This window comes from Serratia sp. Ser99 (assembly GCF_024519545.1).
GTDB lineage: Bacteria > Pseudomonadota > Gammaproteobacteria > Enterobacterales > Enterobacteriaceae > Serratia > Serratia liquefaciens.
On the sequence record NZ_JALJRT010000006.1, the window covers coordinates 183,011 to 206,495 of the forward strand.

Annotated in this window: 20 protein-coding genes; 5 read left to right on the forward strand and 15 right to left on the reverse strand. The window is 57.0% G+C overall.

Annotation, left to right across the window (positions count from 1 at the left end; translation table 11 throughout):
* Positions 1 to 16 precede the first annotated feature (16 nt).
* From NR114_RS14195 to purL, 7 genes are all read right to left on the reverse strand, one after another.
* On the reverse strand, positions 17 to 940 hold the full coding sequence (locus tag NR114_RS14195) for a LysR substrate-binding domain-containing protein (protein WP_020828183.1): 924 nt from the start codon (positions 938 to 940) through the stop codon (positions 17 to 19).
* 669 nt (positions 941 to 1,609) lie between these two features.
* Positions 1,610 to 1,948 (reverse strand): nitrogen regulatory protein P-II, encoded by a 339-nt coding sequence (glnB, locus tag NR114_RS14200; protein ID WP_004847623.1) that lies wholly within the window; start codon positions 1,946 to 1,948, stop codon positions 1,610 to 1,612.
* A gap of 10 nt (positions 1,949 to 1,958) precedes the next feature.
* A complete protein-coding gene (locus NR114_RS14205) occupies positions 1,959 to 3,581 on the reverse strand; it encodes an NAD+ synthase (protein ID WP_020828185.1) in 1,623 nt (540 codons plus the stop codon).
* Positions 3,582 to 3,709: 128 nt separating this feature from the next.
* Positions 3,710 to 5,047, reverse strand: a complete 1,338-nt coding sequence (gene glrR / locus NR114_RS14210; RefSeq protein WP_020828186.1) for a two-component system response regulator GlrR — start codon at positions 5,045 to 5,047, stop codon at positions 3,710 to 3,712.
* On the reverse strand, positions 5,044 to 5,913 hold the full coding sequence (qseG, locus tag NR114_RS14215) for a two-component system QseEF-associated lipoprotein QseG (protein ID WP_020828187.1): 870 nt from the start codon (positions 5,911 to 5,913) through the stop codon (positions 5,044 to 5,046). The genes glrR and qseG overlap by 4 nt, the downstream gene beginning before the upstream one ends.
* Positions 5,914 to 5,915: 2 nt before the next feature.
* Positions 5,916 to 7,352, reverse strand: coding sequence for a HAMP domain-containing sensor histidine kinase (locus NR114_RS14220; RefSeq protein WP_256814399.1), 1,437 nt, complete (start codon positions 7,350 to 7,352; stop codon positions 5,916 to 5,918).
* 803 nt (positions 7,353 to 8,155) lie between these two features.
* Positions 8,156 to 12,049: a phosphoribosylformylglycinamidine synthase gene (gene purL / locus NR114_RS14225; RefSeq protein ID WP_234530457.1), complete on the reverse strand. Its 3,894-nt coding sequence runs from the start codon at positions 12,047 to 12,049 to the stop codon at positions 8,156 to 8,158.
* A gap of 276 nt (positions 12,050 to 12,325) precedes the next feature.
* Between purL and mltF the strand changes: the two genes are divergently transcribed.
* A complete protein-coding gene (gene mltF, locus NR114_RS14230) occupies positions 12,326 to 13,786 on the forward strand; it encodes a membrane-bound lytic murein transglycosylase MltF (RefSeq protein ID WP_128865118.1) in 1,461 nt (486 codons plus the stop codon).
* On the opposite strand, the gene tadA is transcribed toward mltF, so the two are convergent.
* Positions 13,787 to 14,332 (reverse strand): tRNA adenosine(34) deaminase TadA, encoded by a 546-nt coding sequence (tadA, locus tag NR114_RS14235; RefSeq protein ID WP_372907094.1) that lies wholly within the window; start codon positions 14,330 to 14,332, stop codon positions 13,787 to 13,789.
* Positions 14,333 to 14,490: 158 nt separating this feature from the next.
* Positions 14,491 to 14,634: a twin-arginine translocation signal domain-containing protein gene (locus NR114_RS24290; protein WP_368857986.1), complete on the reverse strand. Its 144-nt coding sequence runs from the start codon at positions 14,632 to 14,634 to the stop codon at positions 14,491 to 14,493.
* A gap of 23 nt (positions 14,635 to 14,657) precedes the next feature.
* Between NR114_RS24290 and NR114_RS14240 the strand changes: the two genes are divergently transcribed.
* Both NR114_RS14240 and yiaY read left to right on the forward strand, forming a co-directional pair.
* The gene (locus tag NR114_RS14240) at positions 14,658 to 15,536 is read left to right on the forward strand and encodes a DUF2157 domain-containing protein (protein ID WP_372907095.1); all 879 of its coding nucleotides are present in this window, start codon (positions 14,658 to 14,660) and stop codon (positions 15,534 to 15,536) included.
* 199 nt (positions 15,537 to 15,735) lie between these two features.
* On the forward strand, positions 15,736 to 16,887 hold the full coding sequence (gene yiaY, locus NR114_RS14245; protein WP_046372888.1) for an L-threonine dehydrogenase: 1,152 nt from the start codon (positions 15,736 to 15,738) through the stop codon (positions 16,885 to 16,887).
* A gap of 40 nt (positions 16,888 to 16,927) precedes the next feature.
* On the opposite strand, the gene yfhb is transcribed toward yiaY, so the two are convergent.
* From yfhb to murQ, 3 genes are read right to left on the reverse strand one after another with little or no spacing between them, the layout of a single operon-like run.
* Positions 16,928 to 17,584 carry a phosphatidylglycerophosphatase C gene (gene yfhb / locus NR114_RS14250; RefSeq protein ID WP_020828194.1) on the reverse strand — a complete coding sequence of 219 codons (657 nt, stop codon included), beginning with the start codon at positions 17,582 to 17,584 and terminating at the stop codon, positions 16,928 to 16,930.
* Between the two features lie 3 nt (positions 17,585 to 17,587).
* Positions 17,588 to 18,955, reverse strand: a complete 1,368-nt coding sequence (locus tag NR114_RS14255) for a PTS transporter subunit EIIC (RefSeq protein ID WP_020828195.1) — start codon at positions 18,953 to 18,955, stop codon at positions 17,588 to 17,590.
* An 18-nt stretch (positions 18,956 to 18,973) separates the two neighbouring features.
* Positions 18,974 to 19,867, reverse strand: coding sequence for an N-acetylmuramic acid 6-phosphate etherase (gene murQ / locus NR114_RS14260; RefSeq protein WP_122080034.1), 894 nt, complete (start codon positions 19,865 to 19,867; stop codon positions 18,974 to 18,976).
* A 168-nt stretch (positions 19,868 to 20,035) separates the two neighbouring features.
* Here murQ and NR114_RS14265 point away from each other — a divergent pair, with 168 nt between their 5' ends.
* The gene (locus NR114_RS14265; protein ID WP_041414843.1) at positions 20,036 to 20,884 is read left to right on the forward strand and encodes a MurR/RpiR family transcriptional regulator; all 849 of its coding nucleotides are present in this window, start codon (positions 20,036 to 20,038) and stop codon (positions 20,882 to 20,884) included.
* 356 nt (positions 20,885 to 21,240) lie between these two features.
* Positions 21,241 to 21,501: a YfhL family 4Fe-4S dicluster ferredoxin gene (locus NR114_RS14270; protein ID WP_044554541.1), complete on the forward strand. Its 261-nt coding sequence runs from the start codon at positions 21,241 to 21,243 to the stop codon at positions 21,499 to 21,501.
* A 63-nt stretch (positions 21,502 to 21,564) separates the two neighbouring features.
* Here the strand turns inward: NR114_RS14270 and acpS are convergent, their stop codons facing one another.
* The 3 genes from acpS to recO all read right to left on the reverse strand — a co-directional run bounded on the left by acpS (position 21,565) and on the right by recO (position 23,481).
* Positions 21,565 to 21,945 (reverse strand): holo-ACP synthase, encoded by a 381-nt coding sequence (acpS, locus tag NR114_RS14275; protein WP_020828251.1) that lies wholly within the window; start codon positions 21,943 to 21,945, stop codon positions 21,565 to 21,567.
* Positions 21,945 to 22,676 carry a pyridoxine 5'-phosphate synthase gene (gene pdxJ / locus NR114_RS14280; RefSeq protein ID WP_046372886.1) on the reverse strand — a complete coding sequence of 244 codons (732 nt, stop codon included), beginning with the start codon at positions 22,674 to 22,676 and terminating at the stop codon, positions 21,945 to 21,947. The genes acpS and pdxJ overlap by 1 nt, the downstream gene beginning before the upstream one ends.
* Before the next feature lie 73 nt (positions 22,677 to 22,749).
* Positions 22,750 to 23,481, reverse strand: a complete 732-nt coding sequence (gene recO, locus NR114_RS14285; protein WP_020828253.1) for a DNA repair protein RecO — start codon at positions 23,479 to 23,481, stop codon at positions 22,750 to 22,752.
* Positions 23,482 to 23,485: the final 4 nt, after the last annotated feature.

A 23,485-nucleotide genomic window follows, 5' to 3' on the forward strand; every position in this document is an offset into this window, starting at 1 on the left:
TGAACGACGCGTTCGATTAAATCGAATGCTTCAGCCCAGCCGCGTGCATATTGCCGTTTTCACGCGCAATAGTGAGAAATGGCGTAACCAGCTCCGGCCGCGCACTGCCGCGCCGCCATGCCAAACCGATATCCAACGGTTCCAGCAAATCCGCCAGCTTGCGCGCCTCAATCATATTGCCTTCCAGAGACCAGGCACGGTAGGCCATGTCCGGCAAGATAGAAACGCCCATTCCCGCCGCCACCAGGCTGCGTACCGCCTCGGTTGAAGCGGTTTTCATGGCTATTTCCGGTTTTAAGCCTGCGCGCGCCCAGATACGCCGCGCATGCACGTCCATTTCGTCGGCATTAAGCTGGATCAGCGGTAGCTTCGCCACATCCGCCAGGCTGATGCTTTCATGATCCAGCAGTGGATGCAGCGGCGGTAACCACAGGCGATAAGGTGAATGCATCAGGACTTCGCTTTGCAGCGCATCGCGGTCTTCGATGTTCGACAAGATCAGCACGCCGATATCGATTTCCCCACTGACCAGCAAGTGCTCAATATAGGGCCGCTCGTCTTCAATCACCTGAATGGTGACGTTGGGGTATGCCGATTTAAAGCGCTTAAGCAGCTCGACCAAAAAGTAGCCCGCTACCAGGCTGGTCACGCCGATGGTCAGCTTGCCGGTCAGGCTTTCGGTTCCCAGTTGCAGGCTGCGCTTGGCGTTATCCACCGTGGCAAGGATCAGATATGACTGGCGCAGAAACTGGTGACCCTGATGCGTCAGGTTCATGCCCTTGGCGTGACGCTCAAACAGACGTACGCCGATGTCGGTTTCCAACTGCTGGATAGCCAGCGTCAGCGAAGACTGGGAAACAAACACCGCCTGGGCGGCGGCAGAGATCGAGCCGGTTTCGGCCACCGCGATAAAATGGCGGATTTGGCGCAGCGTCATCATCCCCATCGCCTTTCAAGCCGCTGCGTTGTTGTCTGCGTGCGCTTACCCCAGTCACTTACTTGAGTAAGCTCCTGGGGATGCACGCCCTTGCCGCCTAGCCGCAACTTGACATTCATTGGGGATCGCCTTAATCAAAATAGTTGAGTTGAGTGTAGACGCCGCGCGTAAAGCGATCGGGAAAAGTATCAAAAACGCGATAGCCTTCGCTTTTTTAGAATGCTAATGATGAAAACAATCAGAACAGCGGAGAGGTTGACGGAGATTTGGGGCGTAGCGAGCGCCAGCCAGATTGGGTGCGGCCTGCGCGCAGTGCCCCGGAGTGTACACGCAGTACACGAGGAGGCCGAGCACAGCCCAAACTCAAGCTGGCGGTGCTCGGTAGAGGATCACAGACTCGTGAATCAAGGGCGTAGCGAGCGCCAGCCAGATTGGGTGCGGCCTGCGCGCAGGGCCCCGGAGTGTACACGCAGTACACGAGGAGGCCGAGCACAGCCCAAGCTCAAGCTGGCGGTGCTCGGTAGAGGATCACAGACTCGGGAATCAAGGGCGTAGCGAGCGCCAGCCAGATTGGGTGCGGCCTGCGCGCAGTGCCCCGGAGTGTACACGCAGTACACGAGGAGGCCGAGCACAGCCCAAGCTCAAGCTGGCGGTGCTCGGTAGACGATCACATTAAATCGCTTCTTCGTCTTGTTCGCCGGTCCTGATACGCACTACGCGCGCCACGTCGAAGACAAAGATTTTACCGTCGCCGATTTTACCGGTCTGCGCGGTCTGCATGATGGTTTCCACGCAGGTATCGACGATATCGTCGGCCACGACGATCTCAATTTTCACCTTCGGCAGAAAATCGACCATGTACTCAGCGCCACGGTACAGCTCAGTGTGCCCTTTCTGACGGCCGAAACCTTTCACTTCGGTCACGGTCATCCCGGTAATGCCAACTTCAGCCAGCGCTTCACGGACATCATCCAGTTTGAACGGCTTGATAATAGCGTCGATCTTTTTCATCTTCTTTCCTTTACCAATTTTTGCGGCCAAAGCCGGATGTGATTGGGTAGCGGCGGTCTTTGCCGAAATTGCGGGCGGTGATGCGCGGCCCGACGGCGGCCTGACGCCGCTTGTATTCGTTAATATCCACCAGGCGTATCACCTTGCGAACGATCGCCTCGTCGAAGCCTTCGGCCACCAGATCGGCAACCGATTTATCGCGCTCGACGTAACCTTCCAGAATCGCATCCAGAATGTCGTACGGCGGCAGGCTGTCCTGATCGAGCTGATCCGGCGCCAGCTCGGCGGACGGTGGACGATCGATAACACGCTGCGGGATCACGTAAGAGACGGTATTGCGGTATTCGGACAGTTTGAACACCAGCGTTTTAGGCACGTCCTTCAACACGTCGAAGCCACCGGCCATATCACCATACAGCGTGGCGTAACCTACGGCCATCTCGCTTTTGTTGCCGGTGGTCAACACGATGCTGCGACGCTTGTTGGACAGCGCCATCAACACCACGCCGCGACAGCGCGCCTGCAGGTTCTCTTCCGTGGTATCACGCTCGGTCCCAGCGAACATTGGCGTCAGCTGGCCCATAAAGGCGTCGAACATCGGCTCAATCGAAACGATATCGAATTCAATGCCCAGGATTTCCGCTTCTTCCTTGGCGTCGGCAATACTGATGTCCGCGGTATAACGGAACGGCATCATCAGCGCCTGCACCTTGTCTTTGCCCAGCGCATCGACGGCAATCGCCAGCGTCAACGCCGAATCGATACCGCCAGAAAGCCCCAGCACGGCACCCTTGAAGCCGTTTTTGGTCACGTAATCGCGCACCGCCAGCACTAGGGCTTCATAGACCTGTGCCAACTGCGGCAGCTCGGCGGCCGGAGCGGTCATCGGCACCACGTCCAGTTCGTTGAATTCCAGCAGGGTTACCTGCTCGGCAAACGCCGCCAGGCGATGGGTCATGTTGCCGGCCGCGTCGAAGACTTTCGAACAACCGTCAAAAATCAGCTCATCCTGTCCGCCAATCTGGTTCAGATAGACCAACGGCAAATGGGTGCGCTGGCAATGACCGGCCATCAGGGTTTTACGGATGTACGGTTTTTCGCGGTTGTAAGGCGAGGCGTTGATCGACAGAATCATTTCGGCTCCGGCGGCCTTGGCGGCATCCACCGGCTCCGGGAACCACAGATCTTCGCAAATCAGCAGGCCCAAACGGTAGCCTTTCAGCTCAACCACGCAGGTGTCGTTACCGGCCTGGAAGTAGCGCTTCTCATCGAATACGCCGTAGTTCGGCAACTGCTGCTTGAAGTAACGCGCCAGCAATTGCCCTTCAGAAAACAGCGACAGCGCATTATAGAGTTTGTCGCCTTCGCGCCACGGGTGGCCGACCAGGATCGCCACGTCGGTGGAAGCCTGCTGCAAACGCAGAAGTTGCTCGTCACAACGTTGGTAAAAATCGTTGCGATACAGCAGGTCTTCCGGCGGATAGCCGGACAGCGCCAGTTCGGTGAACATGACCAGATCGGCTCCCGCCTTCTGCTGCTGTTGCACGGTTTGCAACATTCGTTCGGTGTTGCCTTCGATGTCACCGACCAACAGATTCAACTGGGCCAGTGCGATGGAAAGTGATCTGCTCATTGTTTAGGGTCCCGCTTAATACGTTCCATGGTGCTTTGCGTTTGGTCATGCCAGCAATTGAGAACGGAGTGTAAATCATTCCGCCGTGTTTGTTGAGAACCTGCGTGCGCAGGCCGCGGCGGAAAACATCATTCTTTAAAGTCGTTGGCGTCCAGTTCATGGCGCGACAGCAATTTATAAAACTCGGTACGATTACGGCCCGCCATGCGCGCGGCCTGGGTGACGTTACCCTTGGTGATCTGCAACAGTTTGCGTAAATAATGCAATTCAAACTGATTACGCGCCTCGACAAAGGTCGGCAAGGCGGTGTTTTCCCCTTCCAACGCCTGCTCTACCAGCGCTTCGCTGATAACAGGTGCGGAAGTCAGGGCTACGCACTGCTCGATCACGTTCACCAATTGGCGCACGTTGCCCGGCCAGGTGGCGGTCATCAGGCGTTTCATGGCGTCCGAAGAGAAGCTGCGGACAAACGGCTTGTGTCGCTTGGCAGATTCGCGCAGCAGATGATTGGCCAGCAGCGGAATATCCTCGGCCCGCTCGTTCAGCGCCGGGATCTTCAGGTTCACCACGTTGAGGCGATAATACAAATCCTCGCGGAATTCATTTTTCGCCATCGCCTTTTGCAGATCGCGGTGGGTAGCGGAAATAATGCGTACATCGATGTCCAGATCGCGGTTACTGCCCAGCGGACGCACCTTGCGTTCCTGCAGCACGCGCAGCAACTTCACCTGCAGCGAAAGCGGCATATCGCCAATCTCGTCGAGGAACAGCGTCCCACCTGCCGCCGCCTGGAACAAACCTTCACGGCTGCTGACCGCGCCGGTAAACGCCCCTTTGGCATGACCGAACAGCTCGGACTCCAGTAGTTGCTCCGGCAACGCACCGCAGTTAATGGCGATAAACGCCTTCTTGCCGCGCGGGCTGGCGCCGTGGATCGCCTGTGCCAACACTTCTTTACCGGTGCCACTATGGCCGTTGATCAAGACGCTGACGTCTGACTGCGCCACCATTTTCGCCTGCTCCAGCAGGCGCAGCATAATAGGGCTGCGGGTGACGATATCCTCACGCCAGCTGTCGTCACCGGCCGGTAATGATTGGGACAGCGCTTCGTCGATGGCTTTGTACAGCGCATCGCGGTCCACCGGTTTGGTCAGGAAGCTGAACACTCCCTGCTGAGTGGCCGCCACCGCGTCCGGGATCGAACCGTGGGCGGTCAGGATGATCACCGGCATGCCCGGTTGGTGTTTTTGGATCTCGGCAAACAGCGCCATGCCGTCCATTTCATCCATCCGCAGATCGCTGATCACCAGATCAATCTTCTCGCGCCCTAACAGGCGCAGCGCTTCCTGGCCGCTTTCGGCGGTGGTGACATGAAACCCTTCGCTGGTCAGGCGCATGCCCAACAGCTTGAGCAGGCTGGGATCGTCGTCAACCAATAACAAATTGGCCGGTTTGCGTGCTGTCATTGCGCGTGAGACTCCTTATTAACGGGCGGCGCGTAGGTATCTTCCGGCTCGACCGGCAGGGCGGTGCCCTTTTCCGGCTCGGCGTCCGATTCTTCGGCCTTGGCCGGCGCCACTTTCTTGCCCGCTGCGTCGGTTTTTGGCTGTGTCCCGCTGTTATCCGGGATTTCACTTTGCAGCTGCTTGCGTGAAGAGAGCTGACGTTCGATATCGGTCAGGTTTTCCAGCTTGCGTGACGTATCCTGCAGCTGCGCTTGTAGGCGTATTTGATTCTGGCGTAGCAGATCTATCTGGCTGTCGGAGCTTTCCTGCAGGTGCTGATAACGTGCTTTTTCATCAAACAGGGTGACCTGCAGTACCTGCTGTTGACGCCACAACTGCAGCAGCGGGCGCAGCGAGCTTGGGAACTCCAGGCGATAGCTGTTCAGGCGATCGATAATCTGACGGCGCTCGCCCGAAGTCGGTTCGGCGCTGCCCAGCAGAATGCTCTGTTTGAAAATTCCGTCCCAGCTGTTGCCGGGTAGAGTTTTCGCCAGCGCACGTGCCTGGGTTGAACCGATACGATCGGCACAGTCCATAGCGCGCAGCCAGTACAGTGAATTATTCAACGCATCTTTATCATCCAGCGCCCACAGACTGTCACAGGCCGCAATGCGGTAATCCACCACTTTGGTGTCCGGGATCGCTTCCTGCTGCGGTTGATTCAGACCACCGCTGACTGCGCGATCGACACAGCCTGCCAACAGAAACGGCATAAAAAGCACGCTGCCTAAAAAAGAAAATCGACGCTTGCCGAGTGGCGTACCCAGTGCGGCACGCGGTGAACGTTCGGTCTGCGTAAGACGAAGGCGTTTAGACCATGTGTACATTATTATTCATTCTCGGCGGTTAATGGCAATTCAATACGGAAACAGACGTCTGCGCCAGCGACTTCAACCAGCTGCAGTTCACCGCGCATCCGGCGGATACAATCCTGCGCGATGCTCAGCCCCAGACCGCTTCCTTTTACCGCCCCTTTTCGCTGGTGGCTACCCTGGAAAAAAGGCTCGAAAATCATGGTTTGCTCGGCCTCGGGGATTGGCGTGCCGCTGTTGGCGACATCAATCTGCACCCGTTGTCCAACCTGACGGCTGCGGATCCAAATGTTACCGGATTCCTTGCCGTAGTGCACCGCATTGGAGTAGAGATTATCCAGCACGCGCATTAATAGAGTAGGCTCTGCCCAGCATATTTCCGCATCCAGTTGGATCTCGGTGCGGATCATTTTTGCCCGGGCCGGCAAACTGTGCGCAGCCACGACCATCTCGATCATTTCGGTCAACTCGACATTTTCATGTTCCGCCGGGCCATCGGCCAGCTTGCGGTTGTAATCCAGCAGTTGTTCAATCAGTTGCTGCAGGTGTCGGCTGCTTTGATCGAGGATGGTCACCACCTCTTTTTGATCGGAGGTCAGCGGCCCTGCTACTTCATCTGCCAGCAGTTCGGTGCCTTCACGCATGCTGGCCAGCGGCGTTTTCAGTTCATGCGAGATATGGCGCAAGAACTCATGGCGCTGCGACTCCAGCCAGGCCAGGCGCTCGCTCAACCAAATAATGCGCTGTGCCAGCGAACGTAATTCACGCGGCCCTTTAAAGGAAGCCGTACTGCCCAAGGCTCGCCCTTCCCCCAAACGGTTGATCATTCGCTCTACCGCCTTGACCGGGCCGATAATCATGCGGGTGAACAATACCACCAGCATCACGCTGACCAAAAACAGCATCAGCGCCTGCCAGCCGAAGAACTGACCGCGCTCTGCAATCGCCTGCTGTAACTGCTGCCCACGGGAAAACACCACGGCGCGCGTGGCCTGTACCATCTCGGCATTGGAGCGTGAAAACGATTCTAACAGCGTGGAAGCCTGCGGATCCGGACCGCTGCTTTGGCATTTAATCGCTGCCAGTTGAGTCAACAGATCGCGCAAGGTTTGATAGTAGCGTTCATCCGGAAGGATAGGGGCATGGGCATCCAGCATTTGCGAATACTGTTTGCGCTGATTCTGATAGAGGCGCGCCAGTGTGGGATCCACCAGCACGCAATATTGGCGATAGCTACGCTCCATTTCCAACGCCACGCTGGTCATCGCCTCGCTGCGTCGTGCATCCACCAACGTAGTGCGGTTAATGTCCGCCGCCTGGGCGCTGAGGTGATCCAGGCTCTGGTAAGCCTGATAGGCCAACACCAGCAGCGGCAACAGCACCAGCAAGAACGCCATCAACACCAGTTGACGTAGCGAACGGGGAAATAAACGCCATCTTTTCAACGAAATCATCTCATTGTCTCTAGTCTGCTTCGATGCTAACCGAGTCGCCGATGAGAGGAAAGCCCGGCGTTCAGCGGAGCGTCAGGAAATAAGGAGAATCAGGCCATAGATAGGGAGTACGGGTCAGAACTTGTCGGTAAAGAGTGGTGAGCATGCTTTGGTATTTGACGTTGGGGCAAGACTGCCCCATCGCAAGAAAGTGTGGATGCCCTTAATTCTCGTCCCCAGGGTGATGTAGCACAATGGCTGGCATCGAATAGGACGAATAGCATCCGTAAGTATCCGGAATTGATGAACACTCATCACAGTTGGATACAGGCGGTGCCTCACTCCACGTGTCGCCCGATGCTTGATAAAGCGCTTACGCGACTGTTATCGGTTTGGTTGGACGATAGGCACCATTTCTTTGGCATCATTCGGGGGGCTTATGAGGCAACTGTTCCGTCTATTTACGGGGCCGTCATAAAAAGTTGAATGAGCAACTGGGCAGAATAATGCACTTAACGTGCCAACTTTTCAATATATTTATTAACACAATGAATTTAAAGTAAAATAAATTAAATTAACATCAAAGTACTCTCATTCTCAGGCATGCGGGCGAAGAAAAAAACACCGCCCTGTCGCCAAAAACCGACAACTTAAGCCAATTAATTTCAGGTCATTAAAAATCAATAAGTTACGTGTCTCTTTTTAGAGACAATGAAAATACCCTCTGTCGCAAAATGCAGACAACCGCCATCGTCCTCGCCATAGCCTTAATAGAAAAGGGACGCAATCTCTTGCGTCCCTTTCGGCTAGCACAGCGTTATCGCTTAGCCCAGCTGCTTACGGGCGTTGCGGAACATGCGCATCCACGGGCTGTCTTCACCCCACTCTTCCGGATGCCATGAGTTGCTGACGGTGCGGAACACACGCTCCGGATGCGGCATCATTACCGTCGCACGCCCATTGGCGCTGGTGACGGCGGTGATACCGTTCGGCGAACCGTTCGGGTTGGCCGGGTAGCTTTCCGTTACCTGACCGGCATTATCGACAAAGCGCAACGCCACCAGACCATGATGCTCCAGCGCCGCCAGATGTGCCGTATCGCGCACTTCGACGTGACCTTCACCATGCGATACCGCAATCGGCATACGCGAACCCGCCATCCCCTGCATGAACAGCGACGGGCTGGCCGCCACTTCCACCAGGCTGAAACGGGCCTCGAAACGGTCTGACAGGTTACGTACGAAACGCGGCCAATGTTCGGCTCCGGGGATCAGATCGCGCAGGTTCGACATCATCTGACAGCCGTTGCACACGCCCAGTGCCAGGGTCTGCGGACGGTGGAAGAAAGATTCGAACTCGTCGCGCACGCGCTCGTTGAACAGAATCGACTTCGCCCAACCTTCGCCTGCGCCCAACACGTCACCGTAAGAGAAACCGCCGCAGGCCACCAAGGTATGGAAGTCCTGCAGGTCACGGCGCCCTTCCAGCAGATCGCTCATGTGAACGTCCACCGCATCAAAACCGGCGCGATGGAATGCTGCCGCCATCTCAACGTGGGAGTTAACGCCCTGCTCGCGCAGTACCGCCACTTTAGGACGAGCCCCCTTGGCGATATAAGGTGCCGCAATATCTTCTTCAGGTGCGAAGCTCAGTTTGACGTTCAGGCCAGGATCGCGTTCATTCTGCTTGGCCTGGTGCTCCTGATCGGCACATTCAGGGTTATCGCGCAGGCGCTGCATCTGCCAGGTCGTTTCCGCCCACCAGGTGCGTAACGTGGCACGGCTTTCGCTGTACACCGGTTTGTCGCCCTGGGTAATCACAAAGCGATCGCCGGCCTGTACGCTGCCGATGTGGTGCACATTGTCCGTCAGGCCATGCTGAGCAAACGCCTGTTGTACCGCTTCAAGCCGATCGGCCGTCACCTGGATCACCGCGCCCAACTCTTCGTTGAACAGCGCTGCCAGCGCGTCGTCGCCCAACCCTTGAATATCTACCTGTACACCGCAGTGGCCGGCAAACGCCATTTCCGCCAGCGTCACCAACAGGCCGCCGTCGGAGCGGTCGTGGTAGGCCAGCAGTGCGCGGTCGGCGACCAATTGTTGCATCGCGTTGAAGAAACCTGCCAGTTGCTCGACGTTACGCACATCGGCCGGTTTGTCGCCCAGTTGACGGTAAACCTGCGCCAGCGCAGTGGCGCCCAGCGCGTTATGGCCGTTACCGAGGTCAACCAGCAGCAATGCCGTGTCGCCCTTGTCGGTACGCAGTTGTGGCGTCACGGTGTGGCGAACATCTTCCACGCGGGCAAAACCAGTGATCACCAGGGACAACGGCGACGTCATTTCGCGCTGCTCGTTGCCTTCCTGCCAGCGGGTTTTCATCGACATTGAGTCTTTGCCCACCGGAATGGTGATGCCCAGCGCCGGGCAAAGCTCTTCGCCCACCGCTTTTACCGCTTCATACAGGCCGGCATCTTCACCCGGGTGACCGGCTGCCGCCATCCAGTTAGCGGAAAGTTTGACGCGCTTGAGCGAACCGATCTCGGTCGCCGCCAGGTTGGTCAGCGCTTCCCCCACCGCCAGGCGGCCGGAAGCGGCAAAGTCCAGCAGGGCAACCGGCGCGCGTTCGCCGATCGACATCGCTTCACCGTAGTAACTGTCCAGGCTGGCGGTGGTAACCGCGCAGTCGGCTACCGGGATCTGCCATGGCCCGACCATCTGATCGCGTGCCACCATGCCGGTCACGGTACGGTCGCCGATGGTGATCAGGAAGGTTTTCTCGGCAACTGCCGGCAGGTGCAGAACGCGTTTTACCGCATCGGCCAGAGTAATGTTGTCGCGCTGTACCGGCTGGCCTTTAGCCTGCAAACGAGTCACGTCGCGCGTCATCTTCGGCGTTTTGCCCAGCAGCACGTCCAACGGCATGTCGATCGGCTGGTTGTCGAAATGGCTGTCGTTCAGCGTCAAATGCTGTTCTTCGGTGGCTTCACCGATCACCGCATAAGGGGCACGCTCACGGCGGCAAATCTCGTCGAACTGCGCCATCTGCGCCGGGGCAATCGCCATCACATAGCGTTCCTGCGATTCATTGCACCAGACTTCCAGCGGGCTCATGCCCGGTTCGTCGTTAAGGATATCGCGCAGTTCGAAACGGCCGCCGCGGCCACCGTCGCTGACCAGCTCCGGCATGGCGTTAGACAAACCGCCCGCCCCCACATCGTGGATAAACAGAATCGGGTTCTGTTCGCCCAACTGCCAGCAGCGGTCGATCACTTCCTGGCAGCGGCGCTCCATTTCCGGGTTGTCGCGCTGTACCGAGGCAAAATCCAGATCGGCGTCGGACTGGCCGGAGGCCATAGAAGAGGCTGCGCCGCCGCCCAGACCGATGTTCATCGCCGGGCCACCCAGCACCACCAGTTTGGCGCCGACGGTGATTTCACCTTTTTGCACGTGATCGGCGCGGATGTTGCCGATACCGCCCGCCAGCATGATCGGTTTGTGATAACCGCGCAACTCGACGCCGTTATGGCTGTTAACCTGTTCTTCGTAGGTACGGAAGTATCCCACCAGCGCCGGACGGCCAAATTCATTATTGAACGCCGCGCCGCCCAGTGGGCCGTCGGTCATGATATCCAGTGCGGTTACGATGCGATCCGGCTTGCCAAAATCCTGCTCCCAGGGCTGCTCGAAGCCGGGAATGCGCAGGTTGGAAACCGAGAAGCCCACCAGACCGGCTTTGGGTTTGGCACCGCGACCTGTAGCGCCTTCGTCGCGGATCTCGCCACCGGAACCGGTAGCGGCACCCGGCCACGGGGAGATCGCCGTCGGGTGGTTATGGGTTTCCACCTTCATCAGGATATGGGCCTCTTCCTGATGATAGTCATACTGACCGCTTTGCGGCGCAGCGAAGAAACGGCCAACCTGCGAACCTTCCATCACGGCGGCGTTGTCTTTATAAGCCGACAGCACGTAATCCGGCGTCTGCTCGAAGGTGTTTTTGATCATTTTGAACAGCGACTTCGGCTGCTGTTCGCCGTCGATGATCCAATCGGCGTTGAAAATTTTATGACGGCAGTGCTCCGAGTTGGCCTGCGCGAACATATAGAGTTCGATATCCGTCGGGTTGCGCCCCAGCCCGGTAAAGGCATTCAGCAGATAGTCGATTTCGTCTTCGGCCAGCGCCAGACCGAGCTTGAGGTTAGCCTGTTCCAGCGCGCTGCGCCCTTCCCCCAGCATATCGATCGCCTGATAAGGCGCCGGCTGATGCTGAGCAAACAGCTGTTCTGCCTGTTGCAAGCTGCTGAAGACGGTTTCCATCATCCGGTCGTGCAGCAATGCGGCAAGCTGTTGCCACTGCGCTTCAGTCAGCGTCGGTGCCTTGACGTAAAACGCCAGACCGCGCTCCAACCGCACCACCTGCTTCAAACCGCAGTTATGGGCGATATCGGTGGCTTTGGAAGACCAGGGAGAAATGGTGCCCGGACGCGGTGTCACCAACAGCAGGCGACCTTCAGGGGCATGTTCGGCGAGAGAGGGACCGTACTTGAGCAGGCGCGTGAGCTTGCCGTGTTCTTCGGCATTGAGCGGTGCGCTAACATCGGCAAAGTGGACGTACTCGGCGTAGATATCACTGACCGGAAGTTGGGCGTCCTGACAGCGGGACAACAGTTTGGTAACACGAAAAGCCGACAAAGCGGGCGAACCACGCAGTATTTCCATAATCAAAGTTCTCTCGTCTTCGAAGCAACTGACTTCAGCACTTCATTGGGCGCAACAGGGGGAAAACGCGCGTCATTATAGAGAATCTGCGCGATAGACGAAACCGTTTGCGTAGCTATTATTGATAAAAGCTGTTCGCGCCATCGAATTGTCATAACGTATCAATAAAGTTGCACGCTGGCGTTTTGTTGCGCAAAATGCCCCGGCACTGGTGATTTAACCATAAGAAAAAGCGGGATGACAATCGGCAGTGCACCTGTGCCACCACTGGATAACTATTTGAAACGCCTTAAAATAAACTACATTCTAATCGGTGTTGTCACCCTGCTTCTGGCGCTCGCCCTGTGGCCCAATATTACCTGGCGCGGCGGCCAGGGCGGGCAACTCGAAGAGATCAAATCCCGCGGAGAGTTGCGTATCAGTACGCTAAACTCGCCGTTAACCTATTTCACCACCAAGCAGGGGCCAAGTGGTCTCGACTACGAGCTGGCGAAACGTTTCGCCAACTATCTGGGGGTGAAATTGGTGGTGATCCCGCATAAGAACATCAACGACCTGTTCGACGATCTGGACGATGACGATGCCGACCTGCTGGCCGCCGGCCTGATCTACAATCAGGATCGCCTCAGCCGCGCCCGAACCGGCCCGGCTTACTATTCCGTTTCCCAGCAGTTGGTTTATCGCCTGGGCACCGCACGCCCCAAAAGCTTTGCCGATATTAAAGGCAAGCTGGCGGTCGCCTCCGGCTCGGCACACGTCAGCACGCTGAAACAGCTCAAACAAAGTAAGTTCCCGGACCTCAGTTGGGAAGCTTCCAGCGATCTCACCTCCAAAGAGCTGCTCGAGCAGGTCGCCGACGGCAAACTGGATTACACCCTCGGCGACTCCGTGACCATCGCCCTGCTGCAGCGCATCCATCCGCAGTTGGCGGTGGCTTTCGACGTCACCGATGAAGAACCTGTTACCTGGTACCTGAAGCGCGGCACCGACGACAGCCTGTACGCGGCCATGCTGGATTTTTACAGCCAGATGGTGGATGACGGCACGCTGGCGCGGCTGGAAGAGAAATACCTCGGCCACGTGGGCAGTTTCGATTACGTTGATACCAAAACCTTCCTGTCGGCGATAGATTCGGTTCTGCCCACCTTCCGTTCGCTGTTTGAAAAATACGCCAGCGAGATCGACTGGAAGCTGCTGGCCGCCATTGCCTATCAGGAATCACATTGGAACCCGCAGGCCACTTCACCCACCGGCGTTCGTGGTCTGATGATGCTGACGCGGGCCACCGCCGACGGTCTGGGGGTTAACGATCGCCTCGATCCCGAGGAGAGCATTCAGGGGGGCGCACTCTATTTACAGCGGCTGATGGCCAAGGTGCCCGACACCGTGCCGGAAGATGAGCGTATCTGGTTTGCGCTGGCGGCCTACAACATGGGCTGGGGCCATATGCTCGACGCCCGCAAGCTGACCAAAATGCAAAAAGGCAACCCGGACAGTTGGGTCGACGTCAAACAGCGCCTGCCGATGCTCAGCCAGAAGCGCTACTACCCGCAGTTGACCTACGGCTATGCGCGCGGACGCGAAGCCTATAACTACGTGGAAAACATCCGCCGCTATCAGGTCAGCCTGGTGGGGTATCTGCAAGAAAGGGAAAGAAAGGCGGCGCAGGAAGCGGCCGAGCAGGCGGAGCTGGGGAAAGGCTATCCGGCGGTGGCGCCGGAGTTGGCACTTAACTTCTGATTATTCAGGGTCCTTATCTGCCTGCGCGCGTTGCGCTTGCTTCAACGCCTTTTGCTGTTCACGGCGCATGCGGAAAAAGTTGCTCAAGGTAGCTGCGCATTCATCGGCCAGCACGCCGGAGAGGATCTCCACCTGATGATTCATACCGGGATGGCGTAAAATATCCACCAGCGATCCCGCTGCCCCGGTTTTCACATCGGCAGCCCCGTAAACCAATCGACGAATGCGGCTATGCACCATCGCCCCCGCACACATCACGCACGGCTCCAGGGTCACGTACAAGGTCGCATTCAACAGGCGGTAATTCTGCAACACGGCCCCGCCCTGTCGCAGCGCCATGATTTCTGCATGCGCGGTCGGATCGTGGCGGCCAATCGGCCGGTTCCAGCCTTCGCCAATCACCTGATTGTCCAGTACCAACAGCGCCCCGACCGGCACCTCTCCCTCTTCCTGCGCACGCAGGGCCAGCCGCAATGCCTGACGCATCCAGTATTCATCGTTATATTCAGTCATTGCATCATTCCTCGTGCACTTTGCGGCGGGCATTATACACAGTAGGGGCGATGCTTGCTGCGCCTGTGTTAACCGGGGTGAATATATTTGTCCCCCAGAAAACGGCGGCAGTGCGACTTTCTATCGCTTGAAATTCAACCGGTATATACTTGTCTATTAACAGTGTTTTTCAAGGATAGAAAACATGAAATTCAGCAAGAAGAACGCCACCATCGTGCGCAAAGCACTGGACGGCTGGGTAGATGAAGGTGCGCTAACGGCGCAACAGCAGCAACAGCTGCTGCAACACGTTGAAGTACAGCCCTTCGACTGGCGACGGCTGGCACGTTATGCATTTCTCGCCGCGCTGGCTTCGCTGGTGATTGCCATAAGCAGCCTGTTCGCCGACAGCATGTTACTTTACCGCTTGGGTGAATTGTTCCGTTTCGATGCGCCGGTACGTATGATAATTGCCGCCATGTTAGCCGCTCTTTGCTATGTCTGGGCGCTGAACCGTCGCAGTCAACATCCGGAGAAACGCTATGGTAATGAAGCCGCCTTGTTCGTTGCCGTGCTGTTCACCGCCTGCGCCCTGTGGCAAATGGGGGTCTGGCTGGATAACGGCAGTGGCCGAGTTTCATTGCTGCTGATGTTCGCTGCGCTGCTGTATGGCGTAATTGGCTGGTGCGGCCGCTCAGGGCTGGTGTGGTGGTTTGCACTACTGTCGCTCGGCAACGCTTTTGGTGCCGAGACCGGCTATCTGTCCGGCTGGGGCGCTTATTGGCTGGGCATGAGTTTCCCGATTCGCTTTATCGCCTTTGGCGTGGTGCTGATCGCCGCGGCGCTGCTGTTGCAACCACTGCTCGCTCGCCGTGGACTGGAGCGAGTTTCGCTGGCGATGGGCTTGCTGTATCTGTTCATCGCGCTGTGGCTGTTGTCGATCTTTGGTAATTATGGCGATCTCGACAGCTGGTATAACGCACGCCAGATTGAACTGCTCCACTGGGGTCTGTTGTTCGGCATCGCCGCCGTCGGGTGCATCTGGCTGGGGCTGAAACGCGACGATGCCATGCTGCGTGGGTTTGGATTGACCTTCCTCGGTATTAACCTTTATACCCGCTTCTTCGAATTTTTCTGGAACGCCATGCCCAAGGCAATTTTCTTTGTGGTGCTCGGCCTGAGCCTATGGGCGCTGGGGCATTACGCGGAAAAAGTCTGGCAATTGGGCCGTAAGCCGCACGACCAAACCGATGATTGAACCCATGCGGTTTTAACGGTAAGAGTTGCTGCTGGGTTTGACTCTAATCGGGTTAAACCCACAAAGTGTAAATGGTTAAACTAAAACTAAATCAATCACCTGACCTAACCACCTTGATGTTGCGATAGATCATGATGACTTAATAATTAGCGGAGTAGTGTTTGAGGCAAGCAATAAAGCTTTTATCCAGGAGTGATTTATGGCTGCCTCAACTTTCTTTATCCCTTCCGTCAATATGATTGGCTCCGGCTGTCTGGACGAAGCGGCAAAGACCATGAAACAACAGGGGTTGCGCCGAGCGTTGATCGTGACCGACAAAGTGTTGAATAACATTGGCGTAGTGGCTCAGGTTCAACAGTTGCTGACCGCACAACAGATCGAAAGCTGCGTTTATGACGGCACTCACCCTAACCCCACCACGCTGAACGTGAAACAGGGACTGGCGCTGCTGCAGGAGCATCAATGCGACTGCGTGATCTCCCTGGGGGGCGGCTCACCGCACGATTGCGCCAAAGGCATCGCGCTGCTGGCCACCAACGGCGGCGACATCAAGGACTATGAAGGCGTAGACCGCTCTGCAAAACCGCAGTTGCCGATGATCGCCATCAATACCACCGCCGGCACCGCCTCTGAAATGACCCGTTTTTGCATCATCACCGATGAAGCACGCCACATAAAAATGGCGATTGTCGACAAACACGTTACGCCGATCCTGTCGGTAAACGATCCGCATCTGATGGCCGGGATGCCGAAAGGCCTGACCGCCGCCACCGGGATGGATGCCTTAACCCACGCGATTGAAGCCTACGTTTCCAGCGCCGCCAACCCGATTACCGATGCCTGCGCGTTGAAAGCCGTCACCATGATCGCCGAATCGCTGCGCGACGCAGTCGCCGACGGCAGCAATATGCAAGCGCGCGAAAATATGGCCTATGCCCAATTCCTGGCTGGGATGGCCTTCAACAACGCCTCTCTCGGTTATGTGCATGCGATGGCGCACCAGCTCGGCGGTTTCTACGATCTGCCGCATGGGGTGTGTAATGCGGTGTTGCTGCCACACGTGCAGGAATTTAACGCCAGCGTTTGTGCGTCTCGCCTGAAAGATATCGCCGCCGCCATGGGGCTGGATGTAAGCTACCTTAATGACCAGCAGGGTGCCGCGGCCTGTATTGCCGCCATTCGGTTACTGGCGCAAGACGTTGGCATCCCGGCCGGGCTGCGTGATTTGCAGGTGAAAGAACAGGATCTGGATACGCTGGCCACCAACGCGCTGAAAGACGCTTGCGGCTTCACTAACCCAATACAGGCCACTCACGCGCAGATTGTCGCCATTTTCCGCGCGGCAATGTAAGTCATCAAAAACGGCAAAGGGCGGAAAATCCGCCCTTTGGTTATTCCAACTGCTGCAGCTCACCCAGTTTACTGACTCGCCAGCGGTGCTCGCAGAAATACAACAGCGGGTTATCCTGCTTGCTGTCGCTATAGCCGCTATACAGCTTAAGCGGCGTGCCTAGACGTTGTTCCAACTGCGTCACTTTTTGGACTCCCAGGCAACGTAAAGCCAGCACCCAACCACCGTAACGCCGCAGGATGCGGCTGCCCACCAAGTGAATCTGCGGCAGAAAGGCCGAATCCTGATACACCTGCTCCACCAGCCGTTCCGGTGAACCGGTAATCAACCATACCTGCGCATCATGCGCCTCGAGGTACTGCCGCAAACGCATTTGCACCACCGGGAAAGCGGTCACCTTATTGCGGAAATAAGTCACAAAACGCTGCTCCAGCGCCTTTAACCTGGCCTCGGAACGCCCAAAGGTGATCGACCACAGCAGTACGCTCATTGGCCAACGGGCTGCACGGCCCATCACCAGCAGCGCCAACCCGACAACCGGCAGCAGCGGCACCACCAGCAGCAGATTCAACGGCAGATGGCGCAGCAAAAAACGCAAGAAACTGCCAAACATGTCTTCCTGATGCAGCGTGCCGTCCAGATCAAAGAACACCACGCGGCGGCCTTCCCCGGCCTGCTGGCTCTGTTTCTCGCTCAAGGGCTACTCCTCAGGATCGTTGAATCCCATTATCCAGGTGAAAATAAATCCAGCGGCAATGGTAATCACCAGGCCGGTCAGATACAACATCACCTTACCCGAGACGATGGTTAACGCCAAAGGTAAACCCGAGATGCCAAAGGTGATCACCGTTGCCACTTTCCAATAGCTGATCAGCGCACCGCCCACCGCACCGCCGAGACAGGCGGCAATAAAAGGTTTGCCCAGCGGCAGAGTGACACCAAAAATCAAGGGTTCGCCAATACCGAGAATGCCGACCGGCAACGCCCCTTTGATGACCTTTTTGAGGCGCGCATTGCGGGTTTTCATCAATACCGCCAACGCGGCCCCGACCTGCCCAACCCCGGCCATCGCCAAAATAGGCAATAACGGGTTGGAACCATGCGCCTGAACCAGTTCGACGTGGATCGGCACCAGGCCCTGATGCAAACCGGACAGCACCAGCGGCAGAAACAGCCCGGACAGCACCGCGCCCACCAGTAAGCCACCTTTGTCGATCGCCAGATTGGCGCCGTGGGCAATCACGTCTGAAATATAACCGCCCAACGGCTGCAGGATCACAATAGCCAGGGATGCGGTCACCAAGGTGGTGATCAGCGGGTTTAGGATCAGCTCTATCGACTCCGGCAGCCAGTTGCGCAGGCGTTTTTCGACCCAGCACATCAACGCCACCACCAACAGCACGGCAATCACCCCACCGCGCCCCGGCTGCAGCGCTTCGCCGAATAAAGTAATCTGCGCCAATGCCGGGCTTGAGAGAATCCCGGCCATCACACCGCCCATGGCCTGCGAACCGCCAAACACCCGTGCGGCGTTAACCCCCACCAAAATATTCATGATGGCAAACACCGCGCTGCCGAAAATGGCCAGCAGCCCGAGCACGTTGGGGTAATTCACCGCCAGTTCGCCGGCAATGTCCGGCCGCTTCAAGAGGTTGATGATGCCGGTAATCAGGCCAGAGGCGATGAAAGCCGGGATCAAAGGGATAAAGACATCGGCCAGCTTTTTCAGCGCACCGCTCATCGGCGCGGCATATTTCTGCTTGGCCTGCGCCTTGTTGCGGGCGATGTTGTCTCCGGCAGCCGCAACCGCAGGGGCCCCCGTGAGCAATGAACGCATCGCGTCCACCACTTTGGCGGCGGCGCCGGGCCCGACAATGAACTGATGCTGTTCGCCCTGTTTGATATAGCCTTTGACGCCTGGCAACTGCTTGAGCGCCGCCAGATCAAGGCGCTGCTCGTCGCTAACCTCGACGCGTACCCGTGTCATGCAGTTCTCCAGCCGGAGGATATTCCCTTCCCCACCAATGCCTGCCAGAATCTGTGTTGCCAGTGCCGTTGTTTTGTCCATCGCCCGCCCCAGGTGTCGTTAGCGCGTCAACGCCGCGCGTAAATAGCCGTCGTGCTGCTTTAAGCGCAACTGCGCCTCTTCAGCGTCAACGCCGGCCAGAATCATCAGGATTGCCGGTTTAACCTCAAAACCGGTCTGTGTCAGCGCCGCTTCGGCCTGACTGCGTTCAGCACCGGTGGCCTCTACCACGATGCGGCAGGCACGATCCACCAGTTTGACGTTGGTGGCTTTTACATCCACCATCAGGTTTTGGTAGACCTTCCCCAGTTTGACCATCGCCCCGGTCGACAACATGTTCAACACCAGCTTCTGCGCGGTGCCCGACTTCAGCCGAGTGGACCCCGTCAGGGCCTCTGGCCCCACTACCGGCGAAATCGCCACCTGCGCCTCATGGGCGATCGGTGAGTCCGGATTGCAGGAGATTGCCGCCGTCGGGCAGCCCAGTTGTCGCGCATAGCGCAGCGCACCAATCACATAAGGCGTGCGCCCGGAAGCCGCCAGCCCCACCACCATGTCGGTCGCGGTCAAATCCAGTGCGATAAGATCGGCTTCACCCAACGCCGCATCATCCTCCGCGCCTTCTACCGCTTTGAGCAACGCACCCGGACCGCCGGCAATCAACCCGATGACCATGCCGTGCGGCACGCCGAAGGTTGGTGGGCATTCAGAGGCATCCAACACGCCAAGGCGGCCGCTGGTCCCGGCACCGAGATAAATCAGCCGACCGCCCGCCTTCAATGCCGCCGCAGCCAGGTCCACTGCCTGTGCGATAGCCGGCAACACCTTTTCAATCGCCTCCGGCACCTTGCGGTCTTCCTGATTGAAGCAACTCACCATTTCCAACGTTGTCATCTCGTCGAGTCGAAGCGTGGCCGGGTTGCGGCTTTCGGATACTAATGCGCCTAAATTCATCTCTTCACCTTTGAATTTTTAATTCACAAACTGAAATCATTATTTGAATATTTTATTCAACAAAGCGAGCGCTTTTTGCTATTTTAAAGTCTCGCTCACAAAAAATTTTCACCGCGCGTTTTCGCCTCCCACGTGGCAGAATGGCCGCTGGCCTCAAGGGAAAAATGAATGAGTACCCTTCTTCGTATTCGCCAGATGTATCCAACGCTGGCTCAAAATGACCGCAAGCTGGCGGACTTTCTGCTGCATAACGCGGAGCAGGCACGCCATCTCAGTTCGCAGAAGCTGGCTCAACTGGCCGGTATCAGCCAGTCGAGCGTGGTGAAGTTTGCTCAGAAGATGGGCTACAAAGGTTTCCCGGCGCTAAAATTGGCGCTGAGTGAAACGCTAGCCCAGCCGCAAAAGGAACCTGTGGTCACGGTGCATAACCAGATCCTCAGCAGCGACTCGTTGAAAGCCGTCGGCGAAAAACTGTTGGTGGAAAAGCAGGCTGCACTGCGCGCCACGCTGGATATCAACAGTGAAGAGCGCCTGCATCAAGCGTTGGAAATGCTGCGTCAGGCGCGGAGGGTTATTTTATTGGGGATCGGCGCTTCCGGATTGGTCGCCAAGGACTTCTCATACAAGCTGTTGAAAATCGGCGTTATTGCCGTAGCCGAGCAGGATATGCACGTTCAGTTGGCGGCGGTTCAGGCGCTGGATAAGCGGGATTTATTGCTGGCAATTTCGTTCAGCGGTGAACGGCGGGAAATCAATCTGGCGGCGGAAGAAGCCCGCATTGCCGGCGCAAAAGTGCTGGCGCTCACCAGTTTTTCACCCAACGGCCTGCAGCAACGTGCCGATCACTGTTTATATACCATTGCCGAAGAGCCCAATACCCGCAGCGCTGCCATTTCTTCCAGTACCGCTCAATACGCCCTCACCGACCTGCTGTTTATGGCCTTAATTCAGCACGATCTCGATCGCGCCCCCGAACGCATCAAACACAGCGAACAATTAATGAAAAAACTCGTCTGAGCCGTATGGTGTCCGCGTCACAAACACCAAGGTATAAAAACGCAGCTTTTTTAGGTTCCGCACAGCGCCTTCGCATTTATCAGTCTGTTTGCCTAACAGGCAGGCATGGTAGCGACATATCCGCAGCTTCATACAGCAGCAACTGGTACGGGTGAGCGCTCCATCTTCAATGGTCAGGAAATGGTTGATTTCGATCAGTTGGCCAATGACCCGCCAGAGTTATTATGACGGCCATCTCAAGGGGTGAGCGCTCTGCAGCAACGCATTGGCGGGCGCCGGTGGAAAAACGCCTAATAAAATGGGTTTTATGATAGATTGCGCGCCTGTTCGTGTGCACCGATTAAAAGATAACTGAAATGGCACTGCTGATTACCAAAAAATGCATCAACTGCGACATGTGCGAACCGGAATGCCCAAATCAGGCCATTTCGATGGGCGATGATATCTACCAGATCGATACAGATCGCTGTACCGAATGCGTCGGTCATTACGATATCCCAACCTGCCAGCAGGTGTGCCCGATCGACAACACCATTATCGTCAATCCAGAGCACCGCGAAACCAACGAACAGCTGTGGGACAAATTTGTGGTGCTGCATCATGCCGATCGGCTGTGACACAGAAATTCAGATCGACAAGGGCGCCAACAGGCGCCCTTTTTTTCATCGCCGATCGCCGGCTTACCCTTCGATAATCACCGTCGCGCAAGCATAACGGCGTTCATCTGCCAGCGAAACGTGAATGGAGGTCACCCCCATTTGCTGCGCCAGCTCGGCGGCGCGAGCATGCAAGCGGATATTCGGCTTGCCGAGACCGTCGTTGAACACTTCAAACTGATTAAACGCCAATCCGTTTCGTATCCCGGTGCCGAAGGCCTTGGCGGCAGCTTCTTTCACTGCAAAACGCTTGGCAAGAAAGCGCACCGGCTGCTGATGCTGCTGATACACTTCCCATTCGGCATCGCTCAGTACGCGACGCGCCAGGCGATCGCCGCTGCGCTCTACGACCGCTTCGATGCGCGCCATTTCAACGATATCGGTGCCCAGCCCCAGTACGGCCATTAGCGACGCGCTTCACGCATCAGCAGTTTCATATCCGTCACCGCCGCCGGCAGGCCGCACATGACCGCCTGGCCGATAATCGCATGACCGATATTCAGCTCATGCATTTCCGGCAGGGCCGCGATCGGCTGAACGTTATGGTAAGTCAGGCCGTGGCCAGCGTTGACCTTCAGACCTTTCTCTGCGGCGTAGGTGGCGGCAACGGCGATACGATGCAGCTCGGCTTTGACCGCCAGTTCGCCTTCAGCTTCCGCATAAGCGCCGGTATGAATTTCAATGTAAGGGGCGCCCACCGCGACCGCTGCATCAATTTGGCGATGATCGGGATCGATAAACAGCGAAACCAGAATACCGGCCTGCGCCAAGCGTTCAACGGCGATGGCCATTTTTTCCTGCTGCCCGGCAACGTCCAGCCCACCTTCGGTCGTCACTTCTTCGCGTTTTTCCGGTACCAGACAGCAAAAGTGCGGTTTCAGCTCAACGGCGATATCCACCATTTCATCGGTCACGGCCATTTCCAGATTCATGCGCGTCTGGATGGTCTGGCGCAAAATGCGAACGTCGCGATCGGTGATATGACGGCGGTCCTCACGCAGGTGCACCGTGATTCCGTCAGCCCCTGCTTGCTCGGCAATAAATGCCGCCTGAACCGGATCCGGATATTGGGTTCCGCGCGCGTTACGTAACGTGGCGATGTGATCGATATTGACGCCCAGCAGCAAATCAGCCATGACAACCCTCTAAAAAACGATTTTCAGTGGCGGTAGTTTACACGCGGGTGCAGTAGCGCAAAAGGAGAAAAGGTCAGGCGTCGTCGACCGGCGTATCCGGCTGTTTACGGACAAACTGACGGAACAGCTCGCGGCTCTTGAGCGGCTTACCGCCCAGGTAGGGTTTTAGCGCCATGCGGGTAAAACGCTTGGCGGCACGCAAGGTTTGCACATCAGGGAACTGACGCTCCGCCAGCGCGCGTAATTCGCGGCCGGTAAAGCTGTAGTGATCCACCACCAGACTGGCGATAAAGCCTTTTTCCTCACGATAGCGGTAGGTCATGCCATCATCGACCGGCAGACCGCTGCCGGCGCAGTGCAGGAAGTCCAGACCGTAACCCAGGTGATTCAGCAAGGCCAATTCGAACTGGCGCAGTGCCTGCTCCGGCGAAACGTCTTCTGCCGCCAGCGCCTGCAAACATTGCAGATAGTCGAAGAACAATACCGAGTAATTGGCTTCCTGCTCAAGCACCCGTGACAGCAGCTCATTCACGTAGAGGCCGCTGTACAGCATCATGCCGCTGAGAGGTAAACCTAGGGACACCGCTTCGGCGTTACGCAGCGTTTTGACTTCGCCACGACCGCCCCAGCGTACTAACAGAGGGGTAAAGGGCTGCAGACAACCCTTCAGATTAGAACGACGGCTGCGCGCGCCTTTTGCCAGCAAGCGCACCCGTCCATGACCTTCCGTGAACATATCCAGCATCAGGCTGGTTTCACTGTACGGTCGTCCATGCAGGACGAAAGCGCGCTCCCAGCCGTCCATTGGA

Bases quoted from the DNA above. Each gene is read 5' to 3' on its own strand.
- NR114_RS14195 (WP_020828183.1), bottom strand. From the start codon at position 940: ATGATGACGCTGCGCCAAATCCGCCATTTTATCGCGGTGGCCGAAACC.
- glnB (WP_004847623.1), bottom strand. From the start codon at position 1,948: ATGAAAAAGATCGACGCTATTATCAAGCCGTTCAAACTGGATGATGTC.
- NR114_RS14205 (WP_020828185.1), bottom strand. From the start codon at position 3,581: ATGAGCAGATCACTTTCCATCGCACTGGCCCAGTTGAATCTGTTGGTC.
- glrR (WP_020828186.1), bottom strand. From the start codon at position 5,047: ATGACAGCACGCAAACCGGCCAATTTGTTATTGGTTGACGACGATCCC.
- qseG (WP_020828187.1), bottom strand. From the start codon at position 5,913: ATGTACACATGGTCTAAACGCCTTCGTCTTACGCAGACCGAACGTTCA.
- NR114_RS14220 (WP_256814399.1), bottom strand. From the start codon at position 7,352: ATGATTTCGTTGAAAAGATGGCGTTTATTTCCCCGTTCGCTACGTCAA.
- tadA (WP_372907094.1), bottom strand. From the start codon at position 14,332: ATGCCCGCCGCAAAGTGCACGAGGAATGATGCAATGACTGAATATAAC.
- NR114_RS24290 (WP_368857986.1), bottom strand. From the start codon at position 14,634: ATGCATAACGTGCCAGCCGTCGCCAGTCGAAGGGCTGTACTTCAACGT.
- yiaY (WP_046372888.1), top strand. From the start codon at position 15,736: ATGGCTGCCTCAACTTTCTTTATCCCTTCCGTCAATATGATTGGCTCC.
- NR114_RS14255 (WP_020828195.1), bottom strand. From the start codon at position 18,955: ATGGACAAAACAACGGCACTGGCAACACAGATTCTGGCAGGCATTGGT.
- murQ (WP_122080034.1), bottom strand. From the start codon at position 19,867: ATGAATTTAGGCGCATTAGTATCCGAAAGCCGCAACCCGGCCACGCTT.
- NR114_RS14265 (WP_041414843.1), top strand. From the start codon at position 20,036: ATGAGTACCCTTCTTCGTATTCGCCAGATGTATCCAACGCTGGCTCAA.
- NR114_RS14270 (WP_044554541.1), top strand. From the start codon at position 21,241: ATGGCACTGCTGATTACCAAAAAATGCATCAACTGCGACATGTGCGAA.
- acpS (WP_020828251.1), bottom strand. From the start codon at position 21,945: ATGGCCGTACTGGGGCTGGGCACCGATATCGTTGAAATGGCGCGCATC.
- pdxJ (WP_046372886.1), bottom strand. From the start codon at position 22,676: ATGGCTGATTTGCTGCTGGGCGTCAATATCGATCACATCGCCACGTTA.
- recO (WP_020828253.1), bottom strand. From the start codon at position 23,481: ATGGACGGCTGGGAGCGCGCTTTCGTCCTGCATGGACGACCGTACAGT.